Genomic DNA, 24,184 nt, shown 5'->3' on the forward strand with positions numbered 1-24,184 from the left:
GTATTCATAGGAAACCAGCAAAAAATATGCCAATTATCCCTGAATTTCCCTGAAATCGAAAAATGTTAAAAATCTCAAAACCACAGTCTAAAACAATCACTTTAAGCTATTAACCTTTTCTTAACCGCCCACTACTGATTTTAGATTATAAATAAAAGGCGTACGACAGGTTTGAAATTTAAAATCTAAAATTTAAAATCTAAAATTATTTTCTTGCCTTCCATCGCAGTTCTCGACTTCGGCGCTCAGTATGCACACCTCATTGCAAATCGTATTCGCCGTCTTCATGCGCATTCAGAAATTTTTCCGAATGATATTTCTGCGGAAAAATTACAATCAAAAAATATTGGAGGAATTATTCTTTCCGGTGGTCCCATGAGTGTGTTTGAAGAGAATTCTCCACAAGTTGATCCGAAGATTTTTGAGCTCGGAATTCCTGTTCTTGGTGTATGTTATGGACATCAGCTCATTGGATACGCGCTCGGCGGAAAAGTTGTCGGAGGAAAAGTAAAAGAATTTGGAAAAAGCGAATTTACTCCGCTCAAAAAAGAAGGGATTTTTCAAAATTTTCCAGATGTTTCTATCGCATGGATGAGCCATGGAGATGAAATCGTCGAGCTTCCAAAAGGATTTGAAATTGCGGGAAAAACGGATGATTGCGCCATTGCGGCAATGGCAGATTTTAGGAAAAATATTTATGGAGTTCAATTTCATCCAGAAGTAACACATACGGAATGGGGAATGCTCCTCTATAAAAATTTTATTCACATTTGCGGACTTGAAAATACCTGGAAAATTGAAGATTTCCTCGAATCAGAAATCGCAAAAATTCGTGAGCAAGCAGAAGGGAAAAAAGTATTTTTGCTTACTTCTGGAGGAGTCGATTCAAGTGTAACTTTCGCGCTTCTCGAAAAAGCGCTCGGGAAAAATCGCGTATACGGACTTTTTGTCGATCACGGACTTCTCCGAAAAAATGAAGTAAAAGAAGTTGAAGAAATGCTCGCTTCTGCAGGGTTTGCGAATCTTCACGTCGCTCGTGAAGCGGATCGATTTCTTCGAAATTTGAAAGGAGTGACCGATCCAGAACAGAAACGAAAAATTATCGGAAATACATTTCTCGATGTGCAGGCAGAAGTTTCAGAAAAGCTGAATTTGAATCCCGATGAATGGATTCTCGGACAAGGAACAATTTATCCCGACACGATTGAAAGCGGAGGAACTCGTCATGCGTCAAAAATTAAAACGCATCATAATCGCGTGGAGCGAATTCAAAAACTGATCGAAGAAGGAAAAATTATTGAACCGGTGAAAGATTTGTACAAAGATGAAGTCAGGGAAGTCGGACGAAAACTGGGGCTTTCGGAAAAAATAGTCGCGCGCCATCCTTTTCCAGGACCAGGACTTGGCGTCAGGATTCTCTGCGTTGAAAAAGAGGATCCTCTTCCAAATGCGGAAAAAATCGAACAAGAAATCGAAACAAAATTTCCAGAAATTTCAGTACAAATTCTTCCGATAAAATCCGTCGGTGTACAAGGTGATGCGAGAACATACCGTCATCCGCTGGCAATTTTTCCGAAGAAAGAATTGTCGTGGAAAGAACTCGATAATATTGCGACGGCGATTCCAAACGCGTGGCGTGAAGTGAATCGAGTTATTTTGTGTATTTCTCATTCTCATCGACTCGAAAATCCCGTTGTTCAGAAATCGTCTCTCACAAAAAATAGAATCGAAATCGCGCAAGAAGCCGATGCAATCGTTCGGAAAATTCTTGATGAAGAAAGTTTCGACGGAAAAGATCGAATTTGGCAGTTTCCCGTTGTTCTTGTTCCTGTTTCTTTTGGAGAAGGGGAATCGATTATTCTCCGTCCGATCGAAAGTACTGAAGCGATGACGGCGTCGTTCGCCAGGATGCCAATGGAAGTTGTTCAGCGGATGAGCAATAGGATTTTAGAAATTACGAATTACGAATTACGAATTACGGATAATAATCAACCGGAAAGCGCGAATCCTCTTCGAGAGCCTGAGGGCTCCTCAGAGCCTCGAACGGCCTATTCGCGCCGAATTTCTGCGGTCTTTTTCGACATTACGAATAAACCGCCGGGAACGATTGAATGGGAATAGGGCAATAAGGAATAAGGAATAAGGAATAAGGAATAAGGAAGAATGATCACATTCAAAAGTGTGAATCTAGACGCGCGCTTGCATATTTATAAAATAAAATTGACAAAAAATATACAATATGCAAATATATCATCTTCTGATTCAAAATAGGAGAGATTGATCTTTTTCACCATTTTTTGCGGAGAGCTGAGTGTTTATGACATTTTGAAATACCGGTTCCACACGGAATCCTGTATTTCTCGCTTTTTCATAAACACCCATACTCTCCGTTGCTATGATTTCTTTTGGACACTTTGGTCCGGAAAACAAATTTTTGAAATTCATTTTTTCAAAGATTTCTTTTCTGGACCATGATATGTGGTCCAAACAAGTATGGACTTGGAGGACGTTGCTTAGCGTCCCTCTTCAGGTGCGCGTCTTCAGGGGATGCTTAGCGACATTCCTCCGAGTCCTTCTTTCTTGCATGTTTCCTCCTCGTCCTCTTCGTCGACTTTAGACGACGAGGGAGCATGCTTGTTCTTCAGATTGAGCTGGGATCACCATCGTGTCGGCAAATAGTATGCCGGAAACAAACACGAGGTTGGCCAAAAGTGGTCCCAGCGCAATCGTTTTCTCCACATCATAGCACCGGAGATTTCTTACGAAATCTATGATGACCTTCCGAATAAAGATCTCTAAAGCGCTTGAGGAACTTCCCCTTCTTTAATTTGTTTTTTCATGGAGGGATGTTTTCCGCAGTATTTCATGAGAAAAAATGCGCAAAGAAGTGAGAGAGAGCTCATGAAAAATGGAAGAGAAAGTGATATTTCAAAAAGAATTCCCGAAAGTATTGGTCCTATAATCATCGCGAGGGAAAGGATGGAAGAAAGAATGCCAAGGACTTCTCCTCGCCTGTGTTGACCTGCCATTCCGGCGACTTGACTCGAAATTGCGATGCGAAGAGTTGATTGGAAAAAAACATTGAGGAGTAATCCCGCCACAAAAATGGGAAGAATTGGCACGGAAAGAAGGAGAAATACACCAGCGTAAATGAGAAAAAGCCAAATTTCTAAAAAAGATTCTGAAAATCTTTTCAGCCAAAATCTTGGGAGAAGAATCGCCTGATTGATGACCATTAAAATTCCCATAAGAGTCGCTACAAAACCGATAAATTTTGCATCAGCTCTAAATGCCGATTTGAGATACAAGGCAAAAATCGATTGAATTGCCGCGATGGCAATTCCAAAAAGAAACCATGCGGTATATCGCGATTTCAAAGACGTATCTTTTAGGGCTTTTATAATCGGTCCCACTGGATTTAATGCAATTTTTTTTGCATGATCTTTCTGAAGATGGCTTTCCGGAAGAAAGAAAAACGCTCCGATAACGTTGGCCATTGCGAGTCCGCCAACGAACCAAAAAGGAAGGACGGGATGAATGTGACTCAGTGCTGCACCAATAGCTGGGCCCACGATAAATCCTATTCCAAACGCCGCGCCAATAATTCCCAAATTATTTGTTCTCTCTCGTTCATCTTTCGCGATATCAATGAGGTATCCCTGAGCGATGGGAAGATTTCCCGCTGCCATTCCATCAATGATTCTTCCGAGAAAGAGAAAAAGGACACTGTGCGCCGATGCAAAAACAAACCATCCAATCGAAGTGCTGAGGAGACTCAAGAGGAGCATTGGTCTTCGACCAAATTTATCAGAGAGTGCTCCGAGGAGCGGAGCGCTAAAAAACGCAAAAAAAGAAAATACAGAGAAAAGAAGCGTAACAACAAATTCAGAGACGCCGAAACTTTCAACATAAAACGGGAGAATCGGAATAATAATCCCAATTCCAATAACATCAATAAGAACGGTAAGAACAATAATTAATTTTTCTTTTTGGAAATTCATATCATTCAAAAAAAGTATTATTCATCATTTTCTTCAATATTTTTTTTCAGTTCAAAGAGTTTTTGAAGCGCTTCCATTGGAGTCAGATGGTTGATATCAATTGTTTTTAAGACTTTCTCAATTTCAGATCCAGATTTTTTTTCAGGTGTTGAAATTGCTGGAAAAAGTTTTTGCTGATGCTCATCATTTTTTTTCTTTCGTACTCTTCGACTTTTTGGCTCAAGCACAATTTCTTCATCTTCCAATTTTTGAAGTATTTCCTTCGCACGCTCAGTAATTTTCTCTGGAATTCCCGCGAGACGGGCGACTTCAATCCCAAAACTTTTTGATGCTCCGCCTTCGATAATACGATGAAGAAACGTAACACCTTGATCATTTTCCAAAACAGCAACGGAAAGATTTTTTCCTTTTTTGAGACTCTCCACAAGATCAATAAGTTCATGATAATGCGTCGCGAAAAGCGTTTTAATTTTTCTCGACTCCAAATCTTCCGTAATCGCCCATGCGAGAGAAAGTCCATCAAATGTCGATGTTCCTCTTCCAATTTCATCGAGAATGATAAAAGAGTTTTCCGTGGCATTTCGTAAAATATGAGACGCTTCTTGCATCTCCACCAAAAATGTCGATTGTCCTTTGGAGAGAATATCGCCGGACCCAATGCGAGTGAAAATTCTATCCACGATGGGAATTTCGGCTTCTTCGGCGGGAACAAAACTGCCCATGTGCGCCATGAGAATGAGAAGAGCATTCTGCCGAAGAAATGTTGATTTTCCCGCCATGTTTGGTCCCGTTACGAGGCAGAACGTTGCGCTATTCGAACCTCCTCCCATTTCTAAATCATTCGGAACAAATCGATCACTTCCTTCATTTTCCTGCATCGACTCAACTACCGGATGTCGTCCGCGCAAAATTCGGAGTTTTTTTGTTCCAGAAAATTTTGGCTTGGTATATCTTCTTCGATTCGCCGTTTTCGCAAATGAAAAAAGAAGATCAAGTTCTCCAATTGCCGATGCAATTTTTTGTATTTCTGCAGTGTATTCGAGTGCCTTCTTTTGAAGTTTTGTAAAAATTTCCTGTTCTTTCTGTAAAAGTTTTGTCTCAGCAGAAAAGACTTTTTCTTCATATTCTTTGAGCTCGGGAGTAATGTACCTCTCCGCATTTACGAGTGTTTGCTTCCGAATAAAATATTCGGGAACATTTTTAATTTGTCCTTTCGGGACTTCAAAAAAATATCCAAAAACATTATTCGATTTTATTTTGAGAGTTTGAATTCCCGTTTTTTGAATTTCTTCATTCTGCAATTTTGCGAGATATTCTTTTCCGTGCTGTCTCAGATTTCGGTATTCGTCGATTTCTGCGTCATATCCGTCACGAATCACTCCGCCATCAGAAATTTGGAAAGGAGCGTTTTCATCAAGCGCTTTTTCGAGGAGTGAAGTAAGATCTGAGAGGGGAGCCATGATCAGCTATGAGAAGATTATGAGGAAGGCGACACAGCGCTGTGTCGCCTTCTAAAAAAACACAAAAAATTCCAATATTGTCGAAACGTAATTTACGATTGGCAATAAAATAAACATCAGAAGATTCACATGAAAGAAAAATCCAAGTCCGAGTATTCCAAAAAGAAGGAACGGTCCGTGCATGGCAAAATATTCATATTGCTCCCGAAATTTTCTGGGAATAAAGAGTGAAAGCACACTTTCTCCATCAAGCGGCTTCAGGGGAAGAAGGTTAAATGATCCCAAAAAAACGTTTATAAAGAAGAGTGAACTTGAGATGTATGTAAAAATCGGAGGAAGAGATTTTTCGGAAAATGTTGCAAAAAGAAGAAAAAAATATGCGAGGCAAAAGTTAGAAAGCGGACCGGCTATTGCCACAAGTGCCATGTGAAATCTCGGACGAGTAAAATTTCGAGGATTCACTGGAACTGGTTTCGCCCATCCAAATCGTGCGAAAATGAGGAAAAGAAGACCCATAACATCAATATGCTTCAGGGGATTCAAAGTAATTCGCCCCTCATATTTTGCGGTAGGATCACCGAACAAGTTCGCCACAGTCGCGTGAGCGGCCTCATGGAATGAAACTGAAATCGCAAAAGCAAGAATCCAGAGAGCGAGTTCGGGGAGACTAAAATCCATTGACTCGGAGGAAAGATTATGAAAAAATCCGCGAGCACTTTACAGCAATTTCTTTCAGGTTTCCATGGCGAAAATATGTCATTTTACGGGGAAAAAACCTTCATCTGGGCATAATGTGTCCCATTCCGTACGTCGAACAAATCGAAGATTCCTTCCAAATCTTCACTGGAAACGCGTTTATGATCCCATCAAGAAAATGCTTGTTCGTGTGCGTATTTCCACGAATGCAATGAGAACGCTTTCGAAGCCAATGACGAAACGTGATCAAGCGAGGATGACGAAGAAAATGGAGAAGAAAGCAGTAGCGGAAAGTAGTAAGTAGTAAGCAATAAGCAATAAGCAATAAGCAATAAGCAATAAGAATGAGGACAGGAAACGGTCTTCTTTTTTGTATTTTTTCAAGAGGTGCCTTTCAGCACGCGACCTTTTTGTGATTTCTCATTCATCTGCTACAATTTTGCGCGCTCCTGAATTTGGAGAGATCGCATAGTGGCTTAGTGCGCACGCTTGGAAAGCGTGTGTCCGCCTAAAGCGGACCGAGGGTTCGAATCCCTCTCTCTCCGCCAGAAAAATATTTTTGTCGATAGACAAGGTAATTCTGGAAGAAGAGTAGACATTTTCTCTCCTTTTCGCCAAAATGTCCGCGTTTCTATTATGTTATGGAGAGATGGCCGAGTGGCTGAAGGCACCACACTGCTAACGTGGCAGGGCGTAAAAACCCTCGAGGGTTCGAATCCCTCTCTCTCCGCCAGACACACACGTAATTTTTTTGTCATTTTTTCTTTTTCCTATGACCGTTTCTCAAGATTTTATTCTTCAAAATCTCACAAATGTCATTGAAAAAACAGATTTCCCGCTCGGAAAAAAGATTTATCAGGGAAAAGTTCGCGATACATACGAAATCAATGGAAAAAGAGTCCTCATAACGACCGATCGCCAGAGCGCTTTTGACCGCATTCTTGCCTCAATTCCTTTTAAGGGGCAAGTTTTAAATCGCATTTCTGCGTTTTGGTTTGGAAAAACAAAGGACATTATCGAAAATCATCTGATTGCTGTTCCTGATGCGAATGTCTCTGTGGTCAAAAAAGCGACAGTGCTTCCTATTGAAATGGTCGTTCGCGGATATATTACGGGGACAACTTCAACTTCCGCATGGGTAAATTATAATAAAGGAGTCCGAGATTTTTGTGGAGTTCGGCTTCCTGAAGGTCTCAAAAAAAATCAGAAATTTGAACATCCCATCATTACTCCGACGACAAAAACAGAGGCTCACGATGAGAAAATATCACCAAAAGAAATTGTAGAACGGGGGATTATGACTGAAGATGATTGGGATTTTGTCGCGGATAAAGCCTTACGACTTTTTCAAAGAGGTTCAGAAATTTCCGCAAAAAACGGATTTATTCTTGTCGATACAAAGTATGAATTCGGAAAAGATTCAGAAGGGAATATCATTCTCATTGACGAGATCCATACGCCAGATTCATCGCGTTATTGGAAGGTCTCCACATACGAAGAACGATTTTCTAAAGGCGAAGAACCAGAGACATTCGATAAAGAATTTTTACGTCTCTGGTTTGTAGAACACTGCGATCCGTATAATGACAAAGTTCTTCCCGATGCTCCTCAGGATCTCGTGGTCAAACTTTCGGAAAAATACATGCAGGCGTTTGAAACGATTACAGGAGAAGAATTTGTTCCAGAAATGGGAGGAGTCACAAGGATTGAGGAAAATTTGAAGAAATATTTTGAAGAATAATGGAAAAGGCAAAATGGAAAATGTTAAAAATTTTTTAAATCCAAATGTGTTAAACATTGAATTTTTTTACATTTTACCTTTAAAATTTTATATTCTTCCCGTACACTCTCCCAAGATTTTTTCATTTCTTTTTCTCCCCATGAATACGATCTGGATTGCCCATGGCATCGCATTTCTTGCACTTTTGTATGCTGCATTCATTACGATGAATGTGCTCAAATTTGATGCTGGAACTGAAAAAATGCAGAGCATTTCTGCGTCCATTCGCGAGGGAGCAATGGCATACATGAATCGTCAATTTAAGACAATTTCTGTCTTTGCTCTTCTCCTCTTTCTTATTATTTGGTTTGGACTTGGAATGTATATAGCAGGTTCATTCCTCATCGGTGCAATTTTTTCAGGAATTGCCGGATATGTGGGCATGAATGTTTCCGTAAGAGCAAATGTAAGAACAGCTGCTGCAGCAAAAAAAGGACTCGGAGAAGCGCTGAAAGTCGCTTTTAAAGGCGGTTCGGTGACAGGACTTTCCGTGGTAGGACTTGCGCTTTTTGGCGTTACCGGTCTTTACGGTCTTTTTTATAAAATGGGGGTTCCCGTCTCAGAAATTCCGCACCTCCTCATTGGATTTGGATTTGGTGCCTCGCTTATTTCTCTCTTTGCGAGACTTGGAGGAGGAATTTTTACAAAAGCGGCAGATGTGGGTGCAGATCTTGTCGGAAAAATAGAAGCGGGAATTCCAGAAGATGATCCGAGAAATCCCGCGACAATTGCGGATAATGTGGGAGATAATGTGGGAGATTGCGCCGGAATGGGAGCTGATCTTTTTGAAACATATGCGGTAACGCTCATCGCGGCAATGATTCTCGCAGTTGCAGAAGGACCAACGGGAGCTGGCGCGATTCAATATCTTCTGTATCCCGTTGCTCTTGGAGCTGTCGCTGTTGTCGCCACTATGATCGGGATTAATTTTGTGAGGACAGAAAAAAAAGAGGAAATCATGAAAGCACTTTACAAAGGAATGGCAGTTGCCCAAATTCTCTCTCTTATTGGATTTTACTTTGTATCTGACTACATGTTGAGTGGAGCGAATGAGAAGAATTTATTTCTCGCGACTGTCGTAGGAGCAGTGATAACAGTTCTGATTATCATTGTGACGGAATATTACACTTCCACGAGTTATCGCCCAGTTCGTTCCGTCGCAAAAGCTTCTGAAACCGGTGCAGGAACAAATCTTATTATCGGACTTTCTGCGGGAATGGAAAGCACAATTCTTATTGTTCTCATTATTGTTGCCGGAATTATTGCCTCATACGCTTTTGGAGGCCTCTATGGAATCGCTATTGCTGCGGTTTCAATGCTTTCGACTACGGGAATGGTGATCGCAATGGATACCTATGGACCAATTACGGATAATGCCGGAGGAATTGCGGAGATGAGTGAACTTTCTTCCGATGTACGTGATGTTACCGATGCGCTTGATGCCGTGGGAAATACAACAAAAGCAGTGACCAAAGGATACGCAATTGGTTCAGCGGCACTCGCGGCGCTCGTGCTTTTTCAGGATTACAATGGAGCTCTCATAAATTCGGGAAAAGAGGTTCTCTTTGATCTTACGGATTATCTCGTTATTGTCGGATTATTCTTGGGAGGGCTCATCCCTTACGCGTTTTCAGCAGTTGCGATGAAAGCCGTTGGAAAAGCCGCTCATTCCGTTGTGGAAGAAGTGAGAAGGCAATTTAAAGAAATTCCGGGAATTATGGAGGGGAAAAATAAACCAGATTATCGGCAATGTGTTGATATTGTGACAAAGGCGGCGCTCAAAGAAATGATAGTTCCAGCGCTTATTGCTGTACTTTCTCCGCTCATTGTCGGATTTGTATTTGGACCAAAAACGCTTGGAGGACTTCTTATTGGAGTCATAGTTTCTGGACTGCTTATGGCGGTATCCATGGCAAATGGCGGAGCCACATGGGATAATGCGAAGAAATATATTGAAAAAGGAAATTTTGGCGGAAAAGGTTCTCCAGCGCATAAAGCCGCGGTTGTGGGAGATACTGTCGGAGATCCATACAAAGATACCGCAGGACCAGCGCTCAATGCTCTCATTAAGGTGATCAACACGATTGCGCTGCTCATTGCGGGATCAGTGGCGGCGTATGGAGGGATTTTGTAGAAGGCGACACGGCGCCGTGTCGCTTCCATGGCACACATGAAAATATCAGAAATTTTTTACTCCATTCAGGGAGAAGGCGTGAATGCAGGAAAGCGGGCGATTTTCGTCCGCTTTTTTGGCTGTAATCTCTCTTGTTCATGGTGTGATACGAAATATTCGTGGCATCCAAAATACGCTGAATGGAAAGAAATGGATCTTGAAGAAATTGTACAAAAAATTTGTTCATATAATTGTACTCATGTTATTTTTACTGGTGGAGAACCATCGCTCTTCCAAAAAGAAATTTTGGAAATTGTCGAAGGCGTAAACGTTCTACGAAAGGCGAAAAATTCACCAAATGACGTAGAGACAATTCATGAATTGTCTCTACAAAAAAATTACACGTATGAAATCGAAACGAATGGTACTCGAGATTTGTCGAAAATAGATAAATTTTTGAGTGTTGTGAATGTTTCGCCGAAATTAAGAAATTCTGTTGTAAGGGCGGCAGATCTGCCGCCCCTACGGGCAATATCAAAAAAATATTTCTACAAGTTTGTAATTGCTCAAAAATCAGATATTCACGAAATTCTCGAAATGCAGAAAAAATATAATCTCAAAAAAATTCTGCTCATGCCAGAAGGATCAACTAGGGAGGCGCAATTCCAAAGAGTGCCTATGATACAATTGCTCTGTAAAAAATATGGGTTTGAATATTCGCCGAGGCTGCATATTTTTTTGTGGGATAATCAAAGAGGAGTTTAGGAATTTTTAATTTAAAATTTTGAAATTTTTAAATAAATTTTAATTTCTAATTTTTAAACTTCGAAAAATATTCACAACATTTGTTTAGAAATTAATGCTTAATCATTATTTAGAAATTTAAAATTTCAAAATTAAAAATTTTCCATGGATATTCCCATTCTCCTCATCTACTCAGGCGGTCTCGACTCAACGGTTCTCCTCCATTTTCTTAAAAATGAAGGAGATGAGGTTCAGGCGATTTCTTTTTCGTATGGACAAAAACATTCAAAAGAAATCCAAATTGCTGGGGAGAATTGTCGGGATTTGAATGTTCCGCATGAAATCCTAGAAATTCCAATGAATCGATATTTTTCCGGTTCGTTATTGCAAAATGGTCCAGAAATTCCCGAAGGCCATTATGAAGATGAAAATATGAAACAAACCGTCGTTCCGATGCGAAATCTTATTTTTGCGAGTATTGCTGCAGGATACGCTTCATCACATGGAATTTCTTGCATTGCGCTTGGAGTTCACAGCGGAGATCACGCCATTTATCCCGATTGTCGTCCAGAATTTATTTCATCACTTTCGGAAACAATCAATCTCGCCGATTGGAATCACGTTGAAATTTTGACGCCATTTCTCCACAAGAAAAAGGATGAAATTGTCAAAATTGGTCTTGACCTCAAAGTCGATTTTTCAAAAACATGGACGTGTTATAAAGGCGGCGAAAAGCCGTGCGGAAAATGTGGGAGTTGTACAGAAAGGAATGAGGCATTCAAGAAAAATGGCACTTTGGATCCTCTTTCAGAATATTTTTGATTTTGAAAATATTTGATATACTTCCGTTATGAATTTTTCTGTGAAAACAACAACTTTTTTGGCGATACAAGGAGGCGTATTCGCAGTCCTCTTTCTGGTTTCAACTTTCCTTATTTTAACAAAGCAAAAAGACATCAATCTTGATAAAAATGACATTCATTGTGTTTCTTGGGTTCAGACTGACCTGCAATTTTTGTCACAAAAACATGATATTCCCAAGAAAGGAAGTTCATTTTTCACTTTGGAAAAAGCGAAATGTAGCAACGTACAAACTCCTCCCGAACAAGGAGGAATTGCTCAAGCCGAAGGAACAGGGAATTGTCAGTTTCTCGAGAGACCATTTGATAGTTCCATAAAAGAATGCGGTCAATTTTATTACCACACAATTCTCTCCGGTGCGTTTCAAAAATTCTGCTTTCGTCTGAATAATGAGACCGTTCTTTCAGAAGTGAGTTTTAGTAGAGGGGAAGGAATATCTCTTCCCAAAGAAAAGTGTGAATGGCTTTCTGAAAAGGAATCAAGCGCTCAAATTGAGAATTCTCAATTGGTAGTAGAAAACACAGAAAAAACTATTTTACGAAAAAGAAATGCCATTGAATTAGCGTATCCTGAATTCAAGAATTTTGAGCAACAAGAAAGTTTCGCCGGGACTTCAGTAAAAGTAGCAGAAAATGGAGGAGATTCTTATTTTGCTTATATCACGAATGGAAGTGGTGTCCCAATTGCGAAAGCTGTTTGTTTTAAAGTCGATACAGCACTTCAAGTTTCCAAAATAGGAGAATTTCCAAATTCTTCTCTGGGGAGTTTAAATTTAGATATAGATCCAAAAACTTGTAACGGTATTCAATAATTATGAAGCACACGACATTTACTCATCTCGGCAAAAATTCGGATATTGCATCTTCTCCCGATGAAGCAAAACTCGAACGATTCGAAAATGATGCCGGAGACATTCTCGTTCCCTTTCTCTGCAACGAATTCACGAGTATTTGTCCAGTAACAGGTCAGCCAGATTTTGCCAAAATTGAAATTCTCTATATTCCGGAAAAATATGGAGTGGAAAGTAAATCGCTCAAGCTCTATCTCATGTCGTATCGAAATCATGGCGCATTTCATGAATCCGTGACGGCTCAAATCTTCACCGATCTCTGGAAGTTTCTCCAACCAAAATTTCTGCGCGTTTGGAGTGATTTTTCTGTGCGCGGAGGGATTTCCATAAAACCCATTCTCCTCAAGTGGAAAGAGAAAATTCGTTCTGAAGAAAAAGGAATCATTAAAGAAATGATCGAGAATTATGATCGACTCAGATATTTTGACCGGTGATTTCTGAAAGCGACACGGCGCCGTGTCGCCTTCCTAGCCTTCAACTGTCACTCCCATTGACCTCGCTGTTCCGGCGATGGTTTTGACTGCGGCATCCATATCATTTGCATTGAGATCCTTCATCTTCATATTCGCAATTTCCTCAAGCTGGGCTCTTGTAATATTCCCCACTTTTTCACTGTGAGGAACTCCAGATCCTTTTGGGATATTGATCGCTTTTCGAATGAGAACTGCTGCAGGAGGAGATTTCAAAATGAAGGAGAACGTCCTGTCCTCATAAATACTGATTTTTGCAGGAACGACCACATCGCCCATTTCCTTGGTCTTCTCATTAAACTGCTTGCAGAAATCCTGAATTGTAATTCCCGTTGGTCCAAGAGCAGTTCCAATTGGAGGTGCAGGGTTTGCTTTTCCTGCTGGGATTTGAATGGTGATGATTCTCACGAGTTTTTTTGCCATAAGTACAAGTACGAAAGAACAAAAATGGGGAAATTGGCGTCTCATTATAGGATATTCGCCGAGAGAGCGCCAGCGGATTCTTCGCTTTTCTGCGATGGGGCTAAGTTTTGTATAAAAGGGACAAGTTTTTCGTTGTTTTCCTTCAAATATTCAAATCCAAGAATGCGATCCTTTGCACTTACCACGAGAAAAACCTTTTCTGGATGAGACGAAGGGTTCACGTAGAGTGAACTCAGTCCATAGGAATCAGTATGATTTACGCTGGATTCGATGTCGCCAGCAAACTTTTGATCAAATTTTTCACCGAGCTCTAAAAACGCTTTCGTCATAGTGGTCGAATCGGTAGGAAATATCTCGTATACTCGCACGAGGACGACATCTTTCCCATTTTCAAAGAAATCAGTTTTAAGAACAGCAAGACCATCATTTTCTGGATCAATGCGAATGAGTCCGAAAAGATGATTTGAAAATTCACTTTCTTTCCGAAGTATTCCGGGTATTCCGGAAAATTCAAAATTTTTCTCTGAAACCTCTGAAACAGAAGTGTCTCCCGACTGAACACGAAAAAAATTGGGGAGACTTTCTTTTTCCTGTGTTTGAGGATTCAGAGATGCTTCAAGTCTTACCACTCGATTCGGAAAGAAAAAATATTCTAGGAGAGCAAATCCTGAAGCGACAAAGAGTATGCCAGCAGCAATAAGGAGTTTCTTCATGTGACCTCAGAGAGGGATCATTTTTTCGCTACCTGGTTAAAATCAAGCTCCACAGGAGTTTCGCGATCAAAAATAGAAACGAGAACGGTCAGTTTCCCTTTTTCTGTATCAACAGAATCAATATTTCCCTCAAAAGTTGCAAACGGTCCACTAATAATCTTGATAACATCGCCACGTTTGAAATCGGCCTTAAATTTGGGTTCCTCGCTTCCCATACGACTTTTCACAAGGCTAAATTCCTCAAGAGTAACGGGAACAGGGATATTTCCTGATCCAACAAATCCCGTAACATTGGGAGTGTTTCTGACTACATACCAAGAATCATCGGTTACGATCATTTCTACAAGAACGTATCCGGGAAAAAGACATTTTTTTACCTCTACTGGCTTTCCCCTCCTCATGACGATTTCTTTCTCTTTGGGAATGAGAACATCAAAAATCTTATCCTGCATTCCAAGGGTGTCGATTCGGAGTCGGAGAGCTTTTTCGACCGCATCTTCATATCCGGAATAAGTATGGATGGCATACCAATTTTTCCCTTGAGAAGGATCTTGCCTTCCAGAGACTTTCCGTACCCCTGCCTTCGTTTTGAGCTTTTCTACAAAATCTTTTTCTTCTGCAGAACTTTTTTCCGGGGTTTTCTTTTTTTTGGGAGATCGCTTTTCGGAAGAGGTTTCTTCACTCTGCAATTCTGGGGATTTCTCAGTTTCCACTGCTCCTTCCGTAATTTTTTCATCATCAGAAGGTGAAAGAGGTATGTTCGCAGGGACTTCTTCTTTCAAAGGAGTTTGTACTTCATCGGAAGAGGTATCCTGAAGAGTACTTTGAGGAGGGTCTTGGGTCATGGGAAATGACTGTTATGAAGTAAAAGAAAAGAAAAGAGTGCTGAGGAGTCCATCAAGAAATCCAAAAACAACTGCTCCAGAAAGCACAAACACAATGGTGATAATGCTTAATCGAATCGCCTGCTTTTGTGTCGGCCAAGTAACATTTTTGAGTTCGTGCACTGCACCTTTAAAATAGTCGAGAGGAGACTTCATAGAAGTGAATAAAAATACGACAAAAAAACATCTGTTCTGTCAAGGAGATTGTACTTGGTCTCGTAGTCAGAAGCAAGAAGAATTTACGGCAGAGTGAATACTTCAAAAGTAATTTTAGATTTTCAATTTTAAATTCTAGATTAATCTAAAATTGAGAATCTAAAATCTAAAATTACTTCAGGATTTCTTGCCAAATGAATTTTTTTATGAGATCCCAGTCATTTTCACGTGGGAGAAGGATATATTGTTTGGCTCCATCTTCTCTCTCTTCCACAGTCGAAGTAAGCGCATTTTGCGTGCTGAGAACGCTTCCTCCGATGATGGTGTAATCCTTGAGAGCAAAAAACCTCGAAACAGCCTCACCCGGGGAAATATCAGTTTGAACGCGTTTCATAAGCGCCAGAATCATTCGGATAATGCCGTCCGCGTTTTGAATTCCTAAATTTGAGGCTTTATCGTGAAGAGCATTGAGAATCATATGTTGTCTTTTCGCTCTCTCGAAATCACTCGAAGTTGCCCTGCTCCTTGCGAGCCTGAGCGCCTGTACCCCAGAAAGGTCATGCGTTCCTTTTTCAAAATACAAAGTTCCCCATTCCCCATCATCAAAAGTTTTATACGTCGGATCTACGACGTCTCTTGAAAGTGTTACGGTTATGCCTCCGACCATATCAATGGCATCAATGAAAACATCGAAGTCGATAAGTGCATATCCTGAGATTCTCTGTCCGATAATCTCTTCCATTTTTGAGAGAAATGTCTGCATTCCATATCGCGCATAATACCCGTTAATTTTATAATCTCCCATATAGAGATCTCGAGGGATACTCACCAAATGGATTTTTTTTTCGGAATGATTAATACTCGCCACGATAATAGTATCAATATTCCCTCCATTTTGTCCGAGAAGAAGAAAATTTTCTCGCCCACTCTGTTCTCCAATGACCACTTTTTTTAATCCCGAAATATCGGGCTCAGATTCCCTTATTTTTGCTTGCATCATACTTTCTCTCAGCCCAAGGAGTGCGACGGGGAGAGCACCGTCTGGCAGAAATGCAAAAATTTCGCCCGTTTCTTTTTTTTGAGCAAAATATCGAAGGATTTCGTCTCCTTTTTGGAGTACCCCCACAAAATCAAACACATCAGTATTTTTCCAAGGAAGAGTTGCATTTTCAGGGATTCCGAGAATCCGAAATCCGAGAGATTCCGCATACTGAAGAATATCTGGATTTTTGAGCAGTGTCTTGACGTCCTCTCGTGGAGCATTCTCATCAGGAGATACGCCTTTCAGCGGATCAGTCACAGAATTTTGATCGGGTTTAGAATCCAAATTTTGCTGAGTATCAGCGATTTTCTCTGCGGTAGAAAATTTCTGTTTTGCTGTTTCAAGAGAGCGAGCAAGTTCATCAAAGAACAGGTCTTCCTTAAGTTCATCCGATGTCCCTCCATTCTCAATGGTAAATGTATTTTCCAGAGGGAAGAATGTAATTTGAAGCAGTATTTTTTCATCATGACTCATCGCAATTTTTAAATTTTCAACCTCGGCCAATTTCTTATTTTCGATGAGAAATGGAGAAGGCTCATTTTTTTCTTTCTGATTCCAAGTATTTACAAATTCCTGAAGCTTTTCTTCTACGCCTTTTTTTTCTTGATTGGAATTTAAAAGTGTCAAGTAATAGAGCACTGCTGATTCAAGAGTTTCAGGTTCTTCAGAGCCTGCTTCTTCCGTTGGGAAAAAATCACAATTTTTCTCAGGAATAAAAAGGTAGCTCCTCAGAACATTGCCTCCTTCACATTCTGCCACGAGCGACTCGTGGAGAATCCGAATATCTCCAAGTTCAGCAAATTGTACTTTGTGGACATCTGCGATTTCACGTTTAAGATTCTGAAAATATGAGTATGATTCCACTCCTCCCAAAAGAATTCCTCCTCCAAGGACAAGAAAGAAAAAAATACCAAAAATTTTCCAAAATACTCGGAAAAACCTTCTGAATGGAGAAGAACATGGACTATTTTGCAATGATCTTCTCCGAGCAGCGGATTTTTTGGCGCGAGAAGCAAGGTCAAGAGCATTCATCTGGTGTTCACAACTAAAGGAGTGAAGAATTCGTATGTATATTGAATTATCGTTTTGACCACTGTGGTGAACGTCGAGCCTTCTTGAGACCGAATTTTTTTCGCTCTTTTACTCGGGCATCTCGAGTGAGAAATCCCGCTCTTCGGAGTGTCGTTCTTCTCGCTTCCTCAGAAAGCGCAAGAGCTTTGGAAATTCCGTGAGCAAGAGCATCTGCTTGGGCAACAATTCCGCCTCCTTGAATTTCTGCAACAACGTCATATGACTTTAGCGAGCCAACCACTTTTAATGGCTCAAATATCTTCTCAAGAAGAACTCCAAAAAAGTATTCCTCCGCTTGTTTCCCATTCGTAGAAATTCTTCCCGTTCCATCGGAATACATTCGGACTTTTGCTACTGCTGTTTTTCGTTTTCCGACAGCATAATGAAAGGGTCTTGTATCTTTCTTCGCAGGGGGAACTTTTTTTTCTTCGGATGCTGGACTCAATTTTTCTTTTTTCGTAGGCATTGTAAAATAACAAGAAAGTAAAAATTAGAGAGAAAGGGGAATAGGCGATTGTGCAGTGTGCTTATGTTCAGGGCCTTTGAAAATTTTGAGCCTCTTCAGTATGATCTTCATATTGTGATTTCGTGGGACCATTCCTCCAATCGCATTTTGGAGAATTCTTACGGGATTATCTTCGAGGATTTTTCCAGCAGTTTTTTCTTTCACATTTCCGAGATGTCTGCTGTATCTAAAATATTTTTTTTGGTCTAGTTTTTTTCCAGTAAACACCACTTTTTCGGCATTGATAATGATCACTCCATCACCAGTGTCGATATGTGGGGTAAAAGTAGGCTTATGTTTTCCTCGCAGAATAGAAGCCACCTTCGCGGCAATTTTTCCTACCACAAGACCATCCGCATTGAGAAGATACCACGATCTTTTGATTTCCGATTTTTTGGGAAGAATAGTTTTCATATATTCAAGAAAAAATTAGAAGGTAAATTCAATTTGTACGATCGAAGCAGCATCGCCTGGGCGAACTTTTACTGGAATAATGCGAGTGTATCCAGAAGTCTTCTTTTGGAATCGAGTGAGAATTTCGGACAGCATTTTTCGAGACGCCTCTTCGTGAAAAAGAAACTTTTGAAGTGTTCGAATAGCTTCACGTTGATTCTTTCTTTTCACAAGAGTAATAAGCTTTTCAATACTCCGCTGCAAGATTTTTGCACGCAGCTCAGTCGTTTGTATGCTCTCGTGGAGAATGAGAGAGGTAATGAGATTCCGAACCAAAGCCCTTCGAGGAGCTCTTTTCAGACGTAATGTTTTTGATTGTACTCGATGTCGCATATCGTGAAATAAAATTATTCTTCAGTAAGAGAAAGTCCTCGATTTTCGAGTGCAGCAATAACCTCGTCCTGAGCTTTTTTCCCAAATCCTCTGAGTGTAGAAAGTTTAGCAAGAGAGCACTGAGTGAGCTCTTCAATCGACCCAATATCGCCATTGATAAGTGCATTGAGTGTTCGCGGAGAAAGATTGAGAATCTCGATGGGAGTGTATGTTTCGCTTGGGCCTTCTTCTATTGCTTCTGCTGGTTTTGTTTTTGAAAAATCAGCAATGAAATCTGGTTCAACAAGATCTTCCTTCTGAGCGGTAAAAATGCTGAAATAATTCTTGAGAAGTTCAGCAGAAAATCGAACGCATTCTTCGGGTGAAAGAGAACCATCTGTTTTAATTTCTATTTCCAATTTATCCAGATTCGTCATTTCTCCGACACGAGTGGAAGCCACCTCGTATTTCACTGCGAGTACAGGTGAAAAAGCCGCATCAACGAGTATCCATTCCGCATCTTCTTCGTTCTTAAGGCGGTCCTTTACCGGGAGATATCCGACTCCTTTTTCTATTCGAATTTCAAGAGAAAGAGCAGAGTTTTTCCCTTCTAGTGTCGTAATAACTTGATCTGGATTCAAAATATCAATATCACTTGATGTTTTGATATCCTTTGCCGTAACTGGTCCGGTTCCTTTCTTCTCCAAGGTGACAATCTCCATCTCAGAAGTATGTTTTTTGAAATGTACTTGCTTGAGATTGAGGATGAGATCGAGAACAGTGTCTTTCATCCCCGGAAGAGACGCATACTCGTGAGTTGCCCCCTTTACCTTAATCGCTGTAATTCCAGCTCCGGGAATTGAGGAAAGCAGCACTCTCCGAAGAGAATTTCCGACAGTGTGCCCAAACCCAGAAGGAAGAGGAGAAAGAGTAAACTGCCCCCTACTATCTTCAAGAGATTGAAAACTCAACTTTGGAGGACCGATCTCTTCTTGAATAATATGCATAGCGTGTGAATAAAAACGCAAAAAAGATTAACGGGAATAGAACTCAATAATAAGGTGAATAGTAATGGTTTGCTCCATTTCATCATCTTCAGGTGACCTTTCCACCTTTATCGTCTTTTTTTTAATATCAGAAATAAGCCATTTTGGCGGAAAAGATTTTTGTTCTTGCATTTGAAGAATTACCGGATGATCGGTAAATTTTTCGCGAACAGTCACAATATCACCTGGAGAAACTTGCATTGAAGGGATGCTTGCTCTCTTCCCATTTACTTCAAACACACGATGATTCACCATTTGCCGAGCCTGAGCTCTTGTTATAGTAAATCCCGCACGATACACGACATTATCAAGTCTCATTTCGAGAAGACGCAAAAAATTTGTTCCCGTGATTCCCTTCCTTCGAACTGCTTCTCGATAATACTTCTCACAAACTCGTTCCGTAATGCCGAAAATTCTTTTTGCCTTTTGCTTTTCTCGGAGCTGCTGCCCGAACTCAGACATTTTTGAGAATTTTTTCTGGTGAGGTCCAGGAGCTTTTTTTAAATCTCCTTTTATTGTGGTTTTCAGGAAAAGATCTTGTCCTTCTCTGCGTGCGAGTCGATTTCTCGGTCCGGTATACTTCATAAATTATGAATTTTAAATTTTAAATTTTGAATTACTCCAGAGGAACACTATGGAGGAGTATTCTTCAGAAGTCACTTATACTTTTCTCGGTTTTTTTCGGCGACAACCGTTGTGAGGGATAGGAGTCCTATTGACTATCGAAAGAATTTCAAGTCCAGAAAGATGAAGTCCTCGGATAGCCTGCTCTCTTCCCGGACCAATGCCATTTACCGTTACATGTATCTTCTCAAGTCCATACAACTTTGCTGCATCAGCTGCTTTTTGTGAAGCCATCTGTGCAGCGTATGGAGTTGATTTTCTTGCTCCCTTGAATCCTGCAGCTCCAGAGGATCCCCACGCGAGAACTCCTCCGTTTGCATCAGTCATCGTGACAATGGTGTTATTGTATCCAGCGGAAACATACGCTCGTCCTTCAGGGACAACACGTTTAATTTTCTTTTTAAGGACAACTGGAGTCGCTGCTGGAGTCACTGCTGCTGCTGGTGCTGCTCCTGGAGCTGCCTCTGGTTTCGATTCTTGTGCCATATGGCGAGAAATAAAAAAAAGTTTTGTGAAGAATACTATAAAGAAATTAGGAAGAGCGGATTTTAGACTACGGTTTTCTTATTCGCGATAGCGATTGCTTTTCCTTTTCGAGTTCGAGCATTGGTTTTTGTGCGTTGTCCTCGAACTGGTAATTTTCTTCTATGTCTATATCCCCGATAACTGCCGATTTCTTGAAGACGCTTTAAATCAAGAGAAATTTTTTGTCTGAGATCTCCCTCCGTCATATGCTTCCCCACTTCTTGTCGAATCATATTTTCCTGTTCAGGGGAAAGATCATTTGCTCTCGTATCGAGAGGGATCTTGAGTTTCTCTAAAATCGATTGAGAGAGAGGGCGACCAATTCCATAAATGTAGGTGAGCGCTATTTGAACTCGTTTGTTCGGTAGGTTTACTCCTGCAATACGTGCCATAAGGGAATGAAAAAAAATAACATGAGCAAAATTACCCTTGTCGCTGTTTGTGTTTCTTGATTTTGCAAACGACATACTTTTTTCCCGCGCGAGGGATAATTCGACATAGCTGACACATTCGTCTGATGGAAGCCCTTACTTTCATACAATTTAGAAAAATTATTTTTCTCGATAGGTAATGCGCCCCTTTTTGAGATTATACGGAGAGAGTTCAACCGTTACCGTATCTCCGGGGAGTATTCGGATCGAATACTTTCTCATCTTTCCCCCGACATGCGCGTGAACAAACATCGGGGAGCCATCTTTCTCTACAAACCCCTCAGTGATAACTCGTACTCGAAACTGTGCTCCGGGAAGACATTCTTCAATAATTCCGCTTACTTCAATAACGTCTTCTTTTCCCATGCAAAATTGTTTCACAAAAAAAGCTTGCGGATTTTACAGAACTCAGACAAGAAACGCAAGCTTTTTTTTTGGGGAAATTTTGGATACACTTTTTTTCGATCAAAGTAGAATATTTAGTGCAGGTAATTTTGAATTTTGAATTTTAAATTTTGAATTAAATTGCAATTTCTAATTTTTGAAATCTGATACGAAGAATATCTAAAAAAGTTCTCAATTGGCGATTGTAAAAAGTCGAACAATTACAACACTGAAATTTCTTACTTATAAATTAAAATTTAAGAGTTAATTCAAAATTTATAATTCAAAATTTATAATTTCCCACCATGGTTCTCCTCGAATCTCAAAAAACACTCCTCGGCTCTCCAGCTCAAGATTTTTCTCTTTCGGGAATCGACGGCAATGTCTACTCTCTCAAGTCTTTTACAGAGGCGAAAGCACTTGTTGTTATTTTTATGTGCAATCACTGTCCGTATGTTCAAGCTGTTCTTTCTCGACTGAATACATTCTCCGATGAATTTTCCAAAAAAGGAGTGCAATTCATCGGAATCAATGCGAATGATGCAGAAAATTATCCAGAAGATTCTTTTGAAAGCATGAAAAATCTTCCGATACGCTTTCCCTATCTGTATGATGAATCACAAGAAGTTGCGAAAATTTATGGCGCCGTGTGCACTCCAGATATTTTTGTGTACGATTCTCAAAGAAAACTCGCATATCACGGAAGGATTGACGACAACTCAAAGGATGAAGCTCTCGTGACCAAAAAAGAATTGGCCGATGCGCTCGAAAAAATTCTTCGCGGGGAGCACATTCCTCCGGAAGACCAAAAATCGAGTAGGGGATGTTCGATTAAGTGGAAGGAGAGAGTTTCGCATTGAGAATTTGCAGTACATCCTCAGAACTCTCGGTTTTCATGAGCTTCGTCCGAACTTCTTTGGCGCCATCAAAGCCTTTGATGTACCACGCGAGGTGTTTTCTCATGGGGAAAAACTTGCGATCAGAAAATATCTCTTCGAATTTTTGACTATGTTCAATGGCAGTCTCGATTCGATCAGAAATTGAAGGCGGAGAGTTCGCAAAAAACCATGGATTTCCAAATGTTGCTCGGCCAACGAGAACACCATCAATTTTATAGTCTTCTATTTTTTTCTTCGCATCATCATACGAAGAAATATCACCATTTCCTAAAAAACTTGTTCCGCTTCCTTTCGCAATCTCAGCAGCTTTTGCAATCGTTTCCCAGTCAGCATTTCCCCTATAAAGTTGCTTCAGCGTTCGTCCATGCATCGTAATGTTTGCGGGTTTTGCTTCGAGAAGATGTTTCGTCCATTCTTCAGAAGTATTCGTTTGTGTTCCAATTCGCGTTTTCACAGAAACGGGGAGAAGGCGACGTGGCGCTTCTTTCGATTGCATTTTTTTTAGTGCGGTAATAATTTTTGGACGAATTTCTGCTTCTTCGAGGGTGATTCCATTTTTCCAATCTCCCGTTGCTTTTTGCACAGTTCGAATCAGCTCTTTTGCGAGATCAGGAGTGTCAATGAGTCCTGCGCCAGATCCACGCTCTGCAATCTTGTGCATCGGACACCCCATATTGATGTCAATTCCGTCAAATCCAAGATAGCAAATTATAAGGGCGACCTTATAATATGAATCTTTTTCCACACCATAAACTTGCGCCACAATCGGTCTTTCGATTTTATCAAAACGAAGTTGGTCGAGCATTTTTATGGCTCCTCGGGCGAGCCCTTCAACATTTGTAAATTCTGTAATGATGAGTGACGGTTTGCCTTTTTTTGCGACCATGTACCGAAACGGCGCATCGGTAACGCCGTCCATAGGAGCAAGGCCGATAATGGGGGATGTGAGCTCATCCCAGAATCCTCGAAAAACCATTTTTTTGAGGTGCGAAAGCCGATGCATTGTAAATGAGAATGATGACTTCTGACAAGAAAGGACAGTGACAATTTTAGATTTTGCCCGGCATCAAGTGGGATCACGTCAAAAATTTGGAAAGAAGTCAGAATTAACCACACTTTTGTCATCCTGAACTTGTTTCAGGATCTCCAGCGTCATCATAATTCCAATCTGCACTGAGATCTCTCCAGTGTGGATTTTGTGTGCGAATGAGATTTTCTTTCCATTCTCTATGCCATCTCTTCAATTGTTTTTCTCGAAAAATAGCATCGTCTACGTACTCGAATTCTTCGTAATATACGAGTTTTGAGACATTGTATTTCTCAGTGAATCCTTTGTTTACCTTTTTTTTATGCTCATACATTCTGTATTCGATATTACTGGTAACTCCGATATAAAGTACCGTACGTGCTGCATTTGTAGTAATGTATGTGTAATATTCTTTCCTCATGTGGTGATAAAAGAGTGATTACTTCACTTCTTATGATACTTAGATCCTGAAACAAGTTCAGGATGACAAAGAACGGGCAGTCTCTTAAATCAAATTCAGAATTGGCTTCTTGAATATTCTTTTGTGTTGTCGGACTCCGACAACAGAATAGGAAAGTCGAAAAATGTTGAGAGGAAGTCTTTTTAAACGTTTTGCCAAAAGTTATTTTTTTGCACAATTTTGATATGGAAGATAATGAAATTCGATAAGTATTTTCTTTTAAAAATTAAATTAATATTAAAAAATATGATGAA

General features: G+C 40.3%; 28 protein-coding genes and 2 tRNA genes. 11 read left to right on the forward strand and 19 right to left on the reverse strand.

Going from position 1 to position 24,184, the window contains the following annotated elements; all coding sequences use genetic code 11:
- Nucleotides 1–213 precede the first annotated feature (213 nt).
- Complete coding sequence (gene guaA / locus HZA38_04590; protein ID MBI5414762.1) at nt 214–2,121, forward strand: glutamine-hydrolyzing GMP synthase; 1,908 nt, start codon at nt 214–216, stop codon at nt 2,119–2,121.
- Nucleotides 2,122–2,795: 674 nt separating this feature from the next.
- Here the strand turns inward: guaA and HZA38_04595 are convergent.
- The 3 genes from HZA38_04595 to HZA38_04605 are packed head-to-tail and all read right to left on the reverse strand — an operon-like array spanning nt 2,796 to nt 6,139.
- Nucleotides 2,796–4,001, reverse strand: coding sequence for an MFS transporter (locus tag HZA38_04595; GenBank protein MBI5414763.1), 1,206 nt, complete (start codon nt 3,999–4,001; stop codon nt 2,796–2,798).
- 17 nt (nt 4,002–4,018) lie between these two features.
- Nucleotides 4,019–5,461 carry a DNA mismatch repair protein MutS gene (gene mutS, locus HZA38_04600; GenBank protein ID MBI5414764.1) on the reverse strand — a complete coding sequence of 481 codons (1,443 nt, stop codon included), beginning with the start codon at nt 5,459–5,461 and terminating at the stop codon, nt 4,019–4,021.
- A gap of 51 nt (nt 5,462–5,512) precedes the next feature.
- On the reverse strand, nt 5,513–6,139 hold the full coding sequence (locus HZA38_04605) for a site-2 protease family protein (GenBank protein MBI5414765.1): 627 nt from the start codon (nt 6,137–6,139) through the stop codon (nt 5,513–5,515).
- Between the two features lie 64 nt (nt 6,140–6,203).
- Here HZA38_04605 and rpmB point away from each other — a divergent pair, with 64 nt between their 5' ends.
- From rpmB to queF, 9 genes are all read left to right on the forward strand, one after another.
- Nucleotides 6,204–6,461 (forward strand): 50S ribosomal protein L28, encoded by a 258-nt coding sequence (rpmB, locus tag HZA38_04610; protein MBI5414766.1) that lies wholly within the window; start codon nt 6,204–6,206, stop codon nt 6,459–6,461.
- Between the two features lie 153 nt (nt 6,462–6,614).
- Nucleotides 6,615–6,705, forward strand: a tRNA-Ser gene (locus tag HZA38_04615).
- A 95-nt stretch (nt 6,706–6,800) separates the two neighbouring features.
- Nucleotides 6,801–6,890 (forward strand) — tRNA-Ser (locus HZA38_04620).
- A 39-nt stretch (nt 6,891–6,929) separates the two neighbouring features.
- Complete coding sequence (locus HZA38_04625; GenBank protein MBI5414767.1) at nt 6,930–7,898, forward strand: phosphoribosylaminoimidazolesuccinocarboxamide synthase; 969 nt, start codon at nt 6,930–6,932, stop codon at nt 7,896–7,898.
- Nucleotides 7,899–8,037: 139 nt separating this feature from the next.
- Entirely contained in the window at nt 8,038–10,071 is a 2,034-nt protein-coding gene (locus HZA38_04630; protein ID MBI5414768.1) for a sodium-translocating pyrophosphatase, read from the forward strand.
- 36 nt (nt 10,072–10,107) lie between these two features.
- Nucleotides 10,108–10,815: a 7-carboxy-7-deazaguanine synthase QueE gene (locus HZA38_04635; protein ID MBI5414769.1), complete on the forward strand. Its 708-nt coding sequence runs from the start codon at nt 10,108–10,110 to the stop codon at nt 10,813–10,815.
- Between the two features lie 144 nt (nt 10,816–10,959).
- Entirely contained in the window at nt 10,960–11,616 is a 657-nt protein-coding gene (gene queC / locus HZA38_04640) for a 7-cyano-7-deazaguanine synthase QueC (protein MBI5414770.1), read from the forward strand.
- 40 nt (nt 11,617–11,656) lie between these two features.
- Nucleotides 11,657–12,466 carry a hypothetical protein gene (locus tag HZA38_04645; GenBank protein ID MBI5414771.1) on the forward strand — a complete coding sequence of 270 codons (810 nt, stop codon included), beginning with the start codon at nt 11,657–11,659 and terminating at the stop codon, nt 12,464–12,466.
- Between the two features lie 2 nt (nt 12,467–12,468).
- Complete coding sequence (queF, locus tag HZA38_04650; protein ID MBI5414772.1) at nt 12,469–12,939, forward strand: NADPH-dependent 7-cyano-7-deazaguanine reductase QueF; 471 nt, start codon at nt 12,469–12,471, stop codon at nt 12,937–12,939.
- A 33-nt stretch (nt 12,940–12,972) separates the two neighbouring features.
- Here queF and rplK read toward each other — a convergent pair whose 3' ends face one another.
- From rplK to infA, 14 genes are all read right to left on the reverse strand, one after another.
- Nucleotides 12,973–13,398 carry a 50S ribosomal protein L11 gene (gene rplK / locus HZA38_04655; protein ID MBI5414773.1) on the reverse strand — a complete coding sequence of 142 codons (426 nt, stop codon included), beginning with the start codon at nt 13,396–13,398 and terminating at the stop codon, nt 12,973–12,975.
- Nucleotides 13,399–13,442: 44 nt separating this feature from the next.
- A complete protein-coding gene (locus tag HZA38_04660) occupies nt 13,443–14,111 on the reverse strand; it encodes a hypothetical protein (protein ID MBI5414774.1) in 669 nt (222 codons plus the stop codon).
- A 17-nt stretch (nt 14,112–14,128) separates the two neighbouring features.
- Complete coding sequence (gene nusG / locus HZA38_04665) at nt 14,129–14,956, reverse strand: transcription termination/antitermination factor NusG (protein ID MBI5414775.1); 828 nt, start codon at nt 14,954–14,956, stop codon at nt 14,129–14,131.
- A gap of 12 nt (nt 14,957–14,968) precedes the next feature.
- Nucleotides 14,969–15,151 (reverse strand): preprotein translocase subunit SecE, encoded by a 183-nt coding sequence (gene secE, locus HZA38_04670; GenBank protein MBI5414776.1) that lies wholly within the window; start codon nt 15,149–15,151, stop codon nt 14,969–14,971.
- 172 nt (nt 15,152–15,323) lie between these two features.
- Nucleotides 15,324–17,225 carry an LCP family protein gene (locus HZA38_04675; GenBank protein ID MBI5414777.1) on the reverse strand — a complete coding sequence of 634 codons (1,902 nt, stop codon included), beginning with the start codon at nt 17,223–17,225 and terminating at the stop codon, nt 15,324–15,326.
- 46 nt (nt 17,226–17,271) lie between these two features.
- The gene (gene rpsI / locus HZA38_04680; protein MBI5414778.1) at nt 17,272–17,730 is read right to left on the reverse strand and encodes a 30S ribosomal protein S9; all 459 of its coding nucleotides are present in this window, start codon (nt 17,728–17,730) and stop codon (nt 17,272–17,274) included.
- Between the two features lie 24 nt (nt 17,731–17,754).
- Complete coding sequence (gene rplM, locus HZA38_04685) at nt 17,755–18,183, reverse strand: 50S ribosomal protein L13 (protein MBI5414779.1); 429 nt, start codon at nt 18,181–18,183, stop codon at nt 17,755–17,757.
- Nucleotides 18,184–18,198: 15 nt separating this feature from the next.
- Nucleotides 18,199–18,555 (reverse strand): 50S ribosomal protein L17, encoded by a 357-nt coding sequence (gene rplQ / locus HZA38_04690; protein ID MBI5414780.1) that lies wholly within the window; start codon nt 18,553–18,555, stop codon nt 18,199–18,201.
- A 14-nt stretch (nt 18,556–18,569) separates the two neighbouring features.
- Entirely contained in the window at nt 18,570–19,541 is a 972-nt protein-coding gene (locus HZA38_04695) for a DNA-directed RNA polymerase subunit alpha (protein MBI5414781.1), read from the reverse strand.
- A gap of 27 nt (nt 19,542–19,568) precedes the next feature.
- On the reverse strand, nt 19,569–20,165 hold the full coding sequence (gene rpsD / locus HZA38_04700; protein MBI5414782.1) for a 30S ribosomal protein S4: 597 nt from the start codon (nt 20,163–20,165) through the stop codon (nt 19,569–19,571).
- Between the two features lie 75 nt (nt 20,166–20,240).
- Nucleotides 20,241–20,690 carry a 30S ribosomal protein S11 gene (gene rpsK, locus HZA38_04705; GenBank protein ID MBI5414783.1) on the reverse strand — a complete coding sequence of 150 codons (450 nt, stop codon included), beginning with the start codon at nt 20,688–20,690 and terminating at the stop codon, nt 20,241–20,243.
- 62 nt (nt 20,691–20,752) lie between these two features.
- Nucleotides 20,753–21,121 (reverse strand): 30S ribosomal protein S13, encoded by a 369-nt coding sequence (gene rpsM / locus HZA38_04710; protein ID MBI5414784.1) that lies wholly within the window; start codon nt 21,119–21,121, stop codon nt 20,753–20,755.
- Between the two features lie 31 nt (nt 21,122–21,152).
- A complete protein-coding gene (gene rpmJ / locus HZA38_04715; GenBank protein ID MBI5414785.1) occupies nt 21,153–21,266 on the reverse strand; it encodes a 50S ribosomal protein L36 in 114 nt (37 codons plus the stop codon).
- A gap of 14 nt (nt 21,267–21,280) precedes the next feature.
- Nucleotides 21,281–21,526, reverse strand: a complete 246-nt coding sequence (infA, locus tag HZA38_04720; protein ID MBI5414786.1) for a translation initiation factor IF-1 — start codon at nt 21,524–21,526, stop codon at nt 21,281–21,283.
- Between the two features lie 323 nt (nt 21,527–21,849).
- On the opposite strand from infA, the gene HZA38_04725 reads away from it, so the two are divergent.
- Complete coding sequence (locus tag HZA38_04725; GenBank protein MBI5414787.1) at nt 21,850–22,404, forward strand: thioredoxin family protein; 555 nt, start codon at nt 21,850–21,852, stop codon at nt 22,402–22,404.
- Here the strand turns inward: HZA38_04725 and HZA38_04730 are convergent.
- Entirely contained in the window at nt 22,376–23,446 is a 1,071-nt protein-coding gene (locus HZA38_04730; protein ID MBI5414788.1) for a tRNA-dihydrouridine synthase, read from the reverse strand. The two genes, HZA38_04725 and HZA38_04730, sit on opposite strands and share 29 nt — an antisense overlap.
- A 118-nt stretch (nt 23,447–23,564) precedes the next feature.
- Complete coding sequence (locus HZA38_04735) at nt 23,565–23,891, reverse strand: GIY-YIG nuclease family protein (protein ID MBI5414789.1); 327 nt, start codon at nt 23,889–23,891, stop codon at nt 23,565–23,567.
- Nucleotides 23,892–24,184: the final 293 nt, after the last annotated feature.

Source organism: Candidatus Peregrinibacteria bacterium (assembly GCA_016220175.1).
Taxonomy (GTDB): Bacteria; Patescibacteriota; Gracilibacteria; order CAIRYL01; family CAIRYL01; genus JACRHZ01.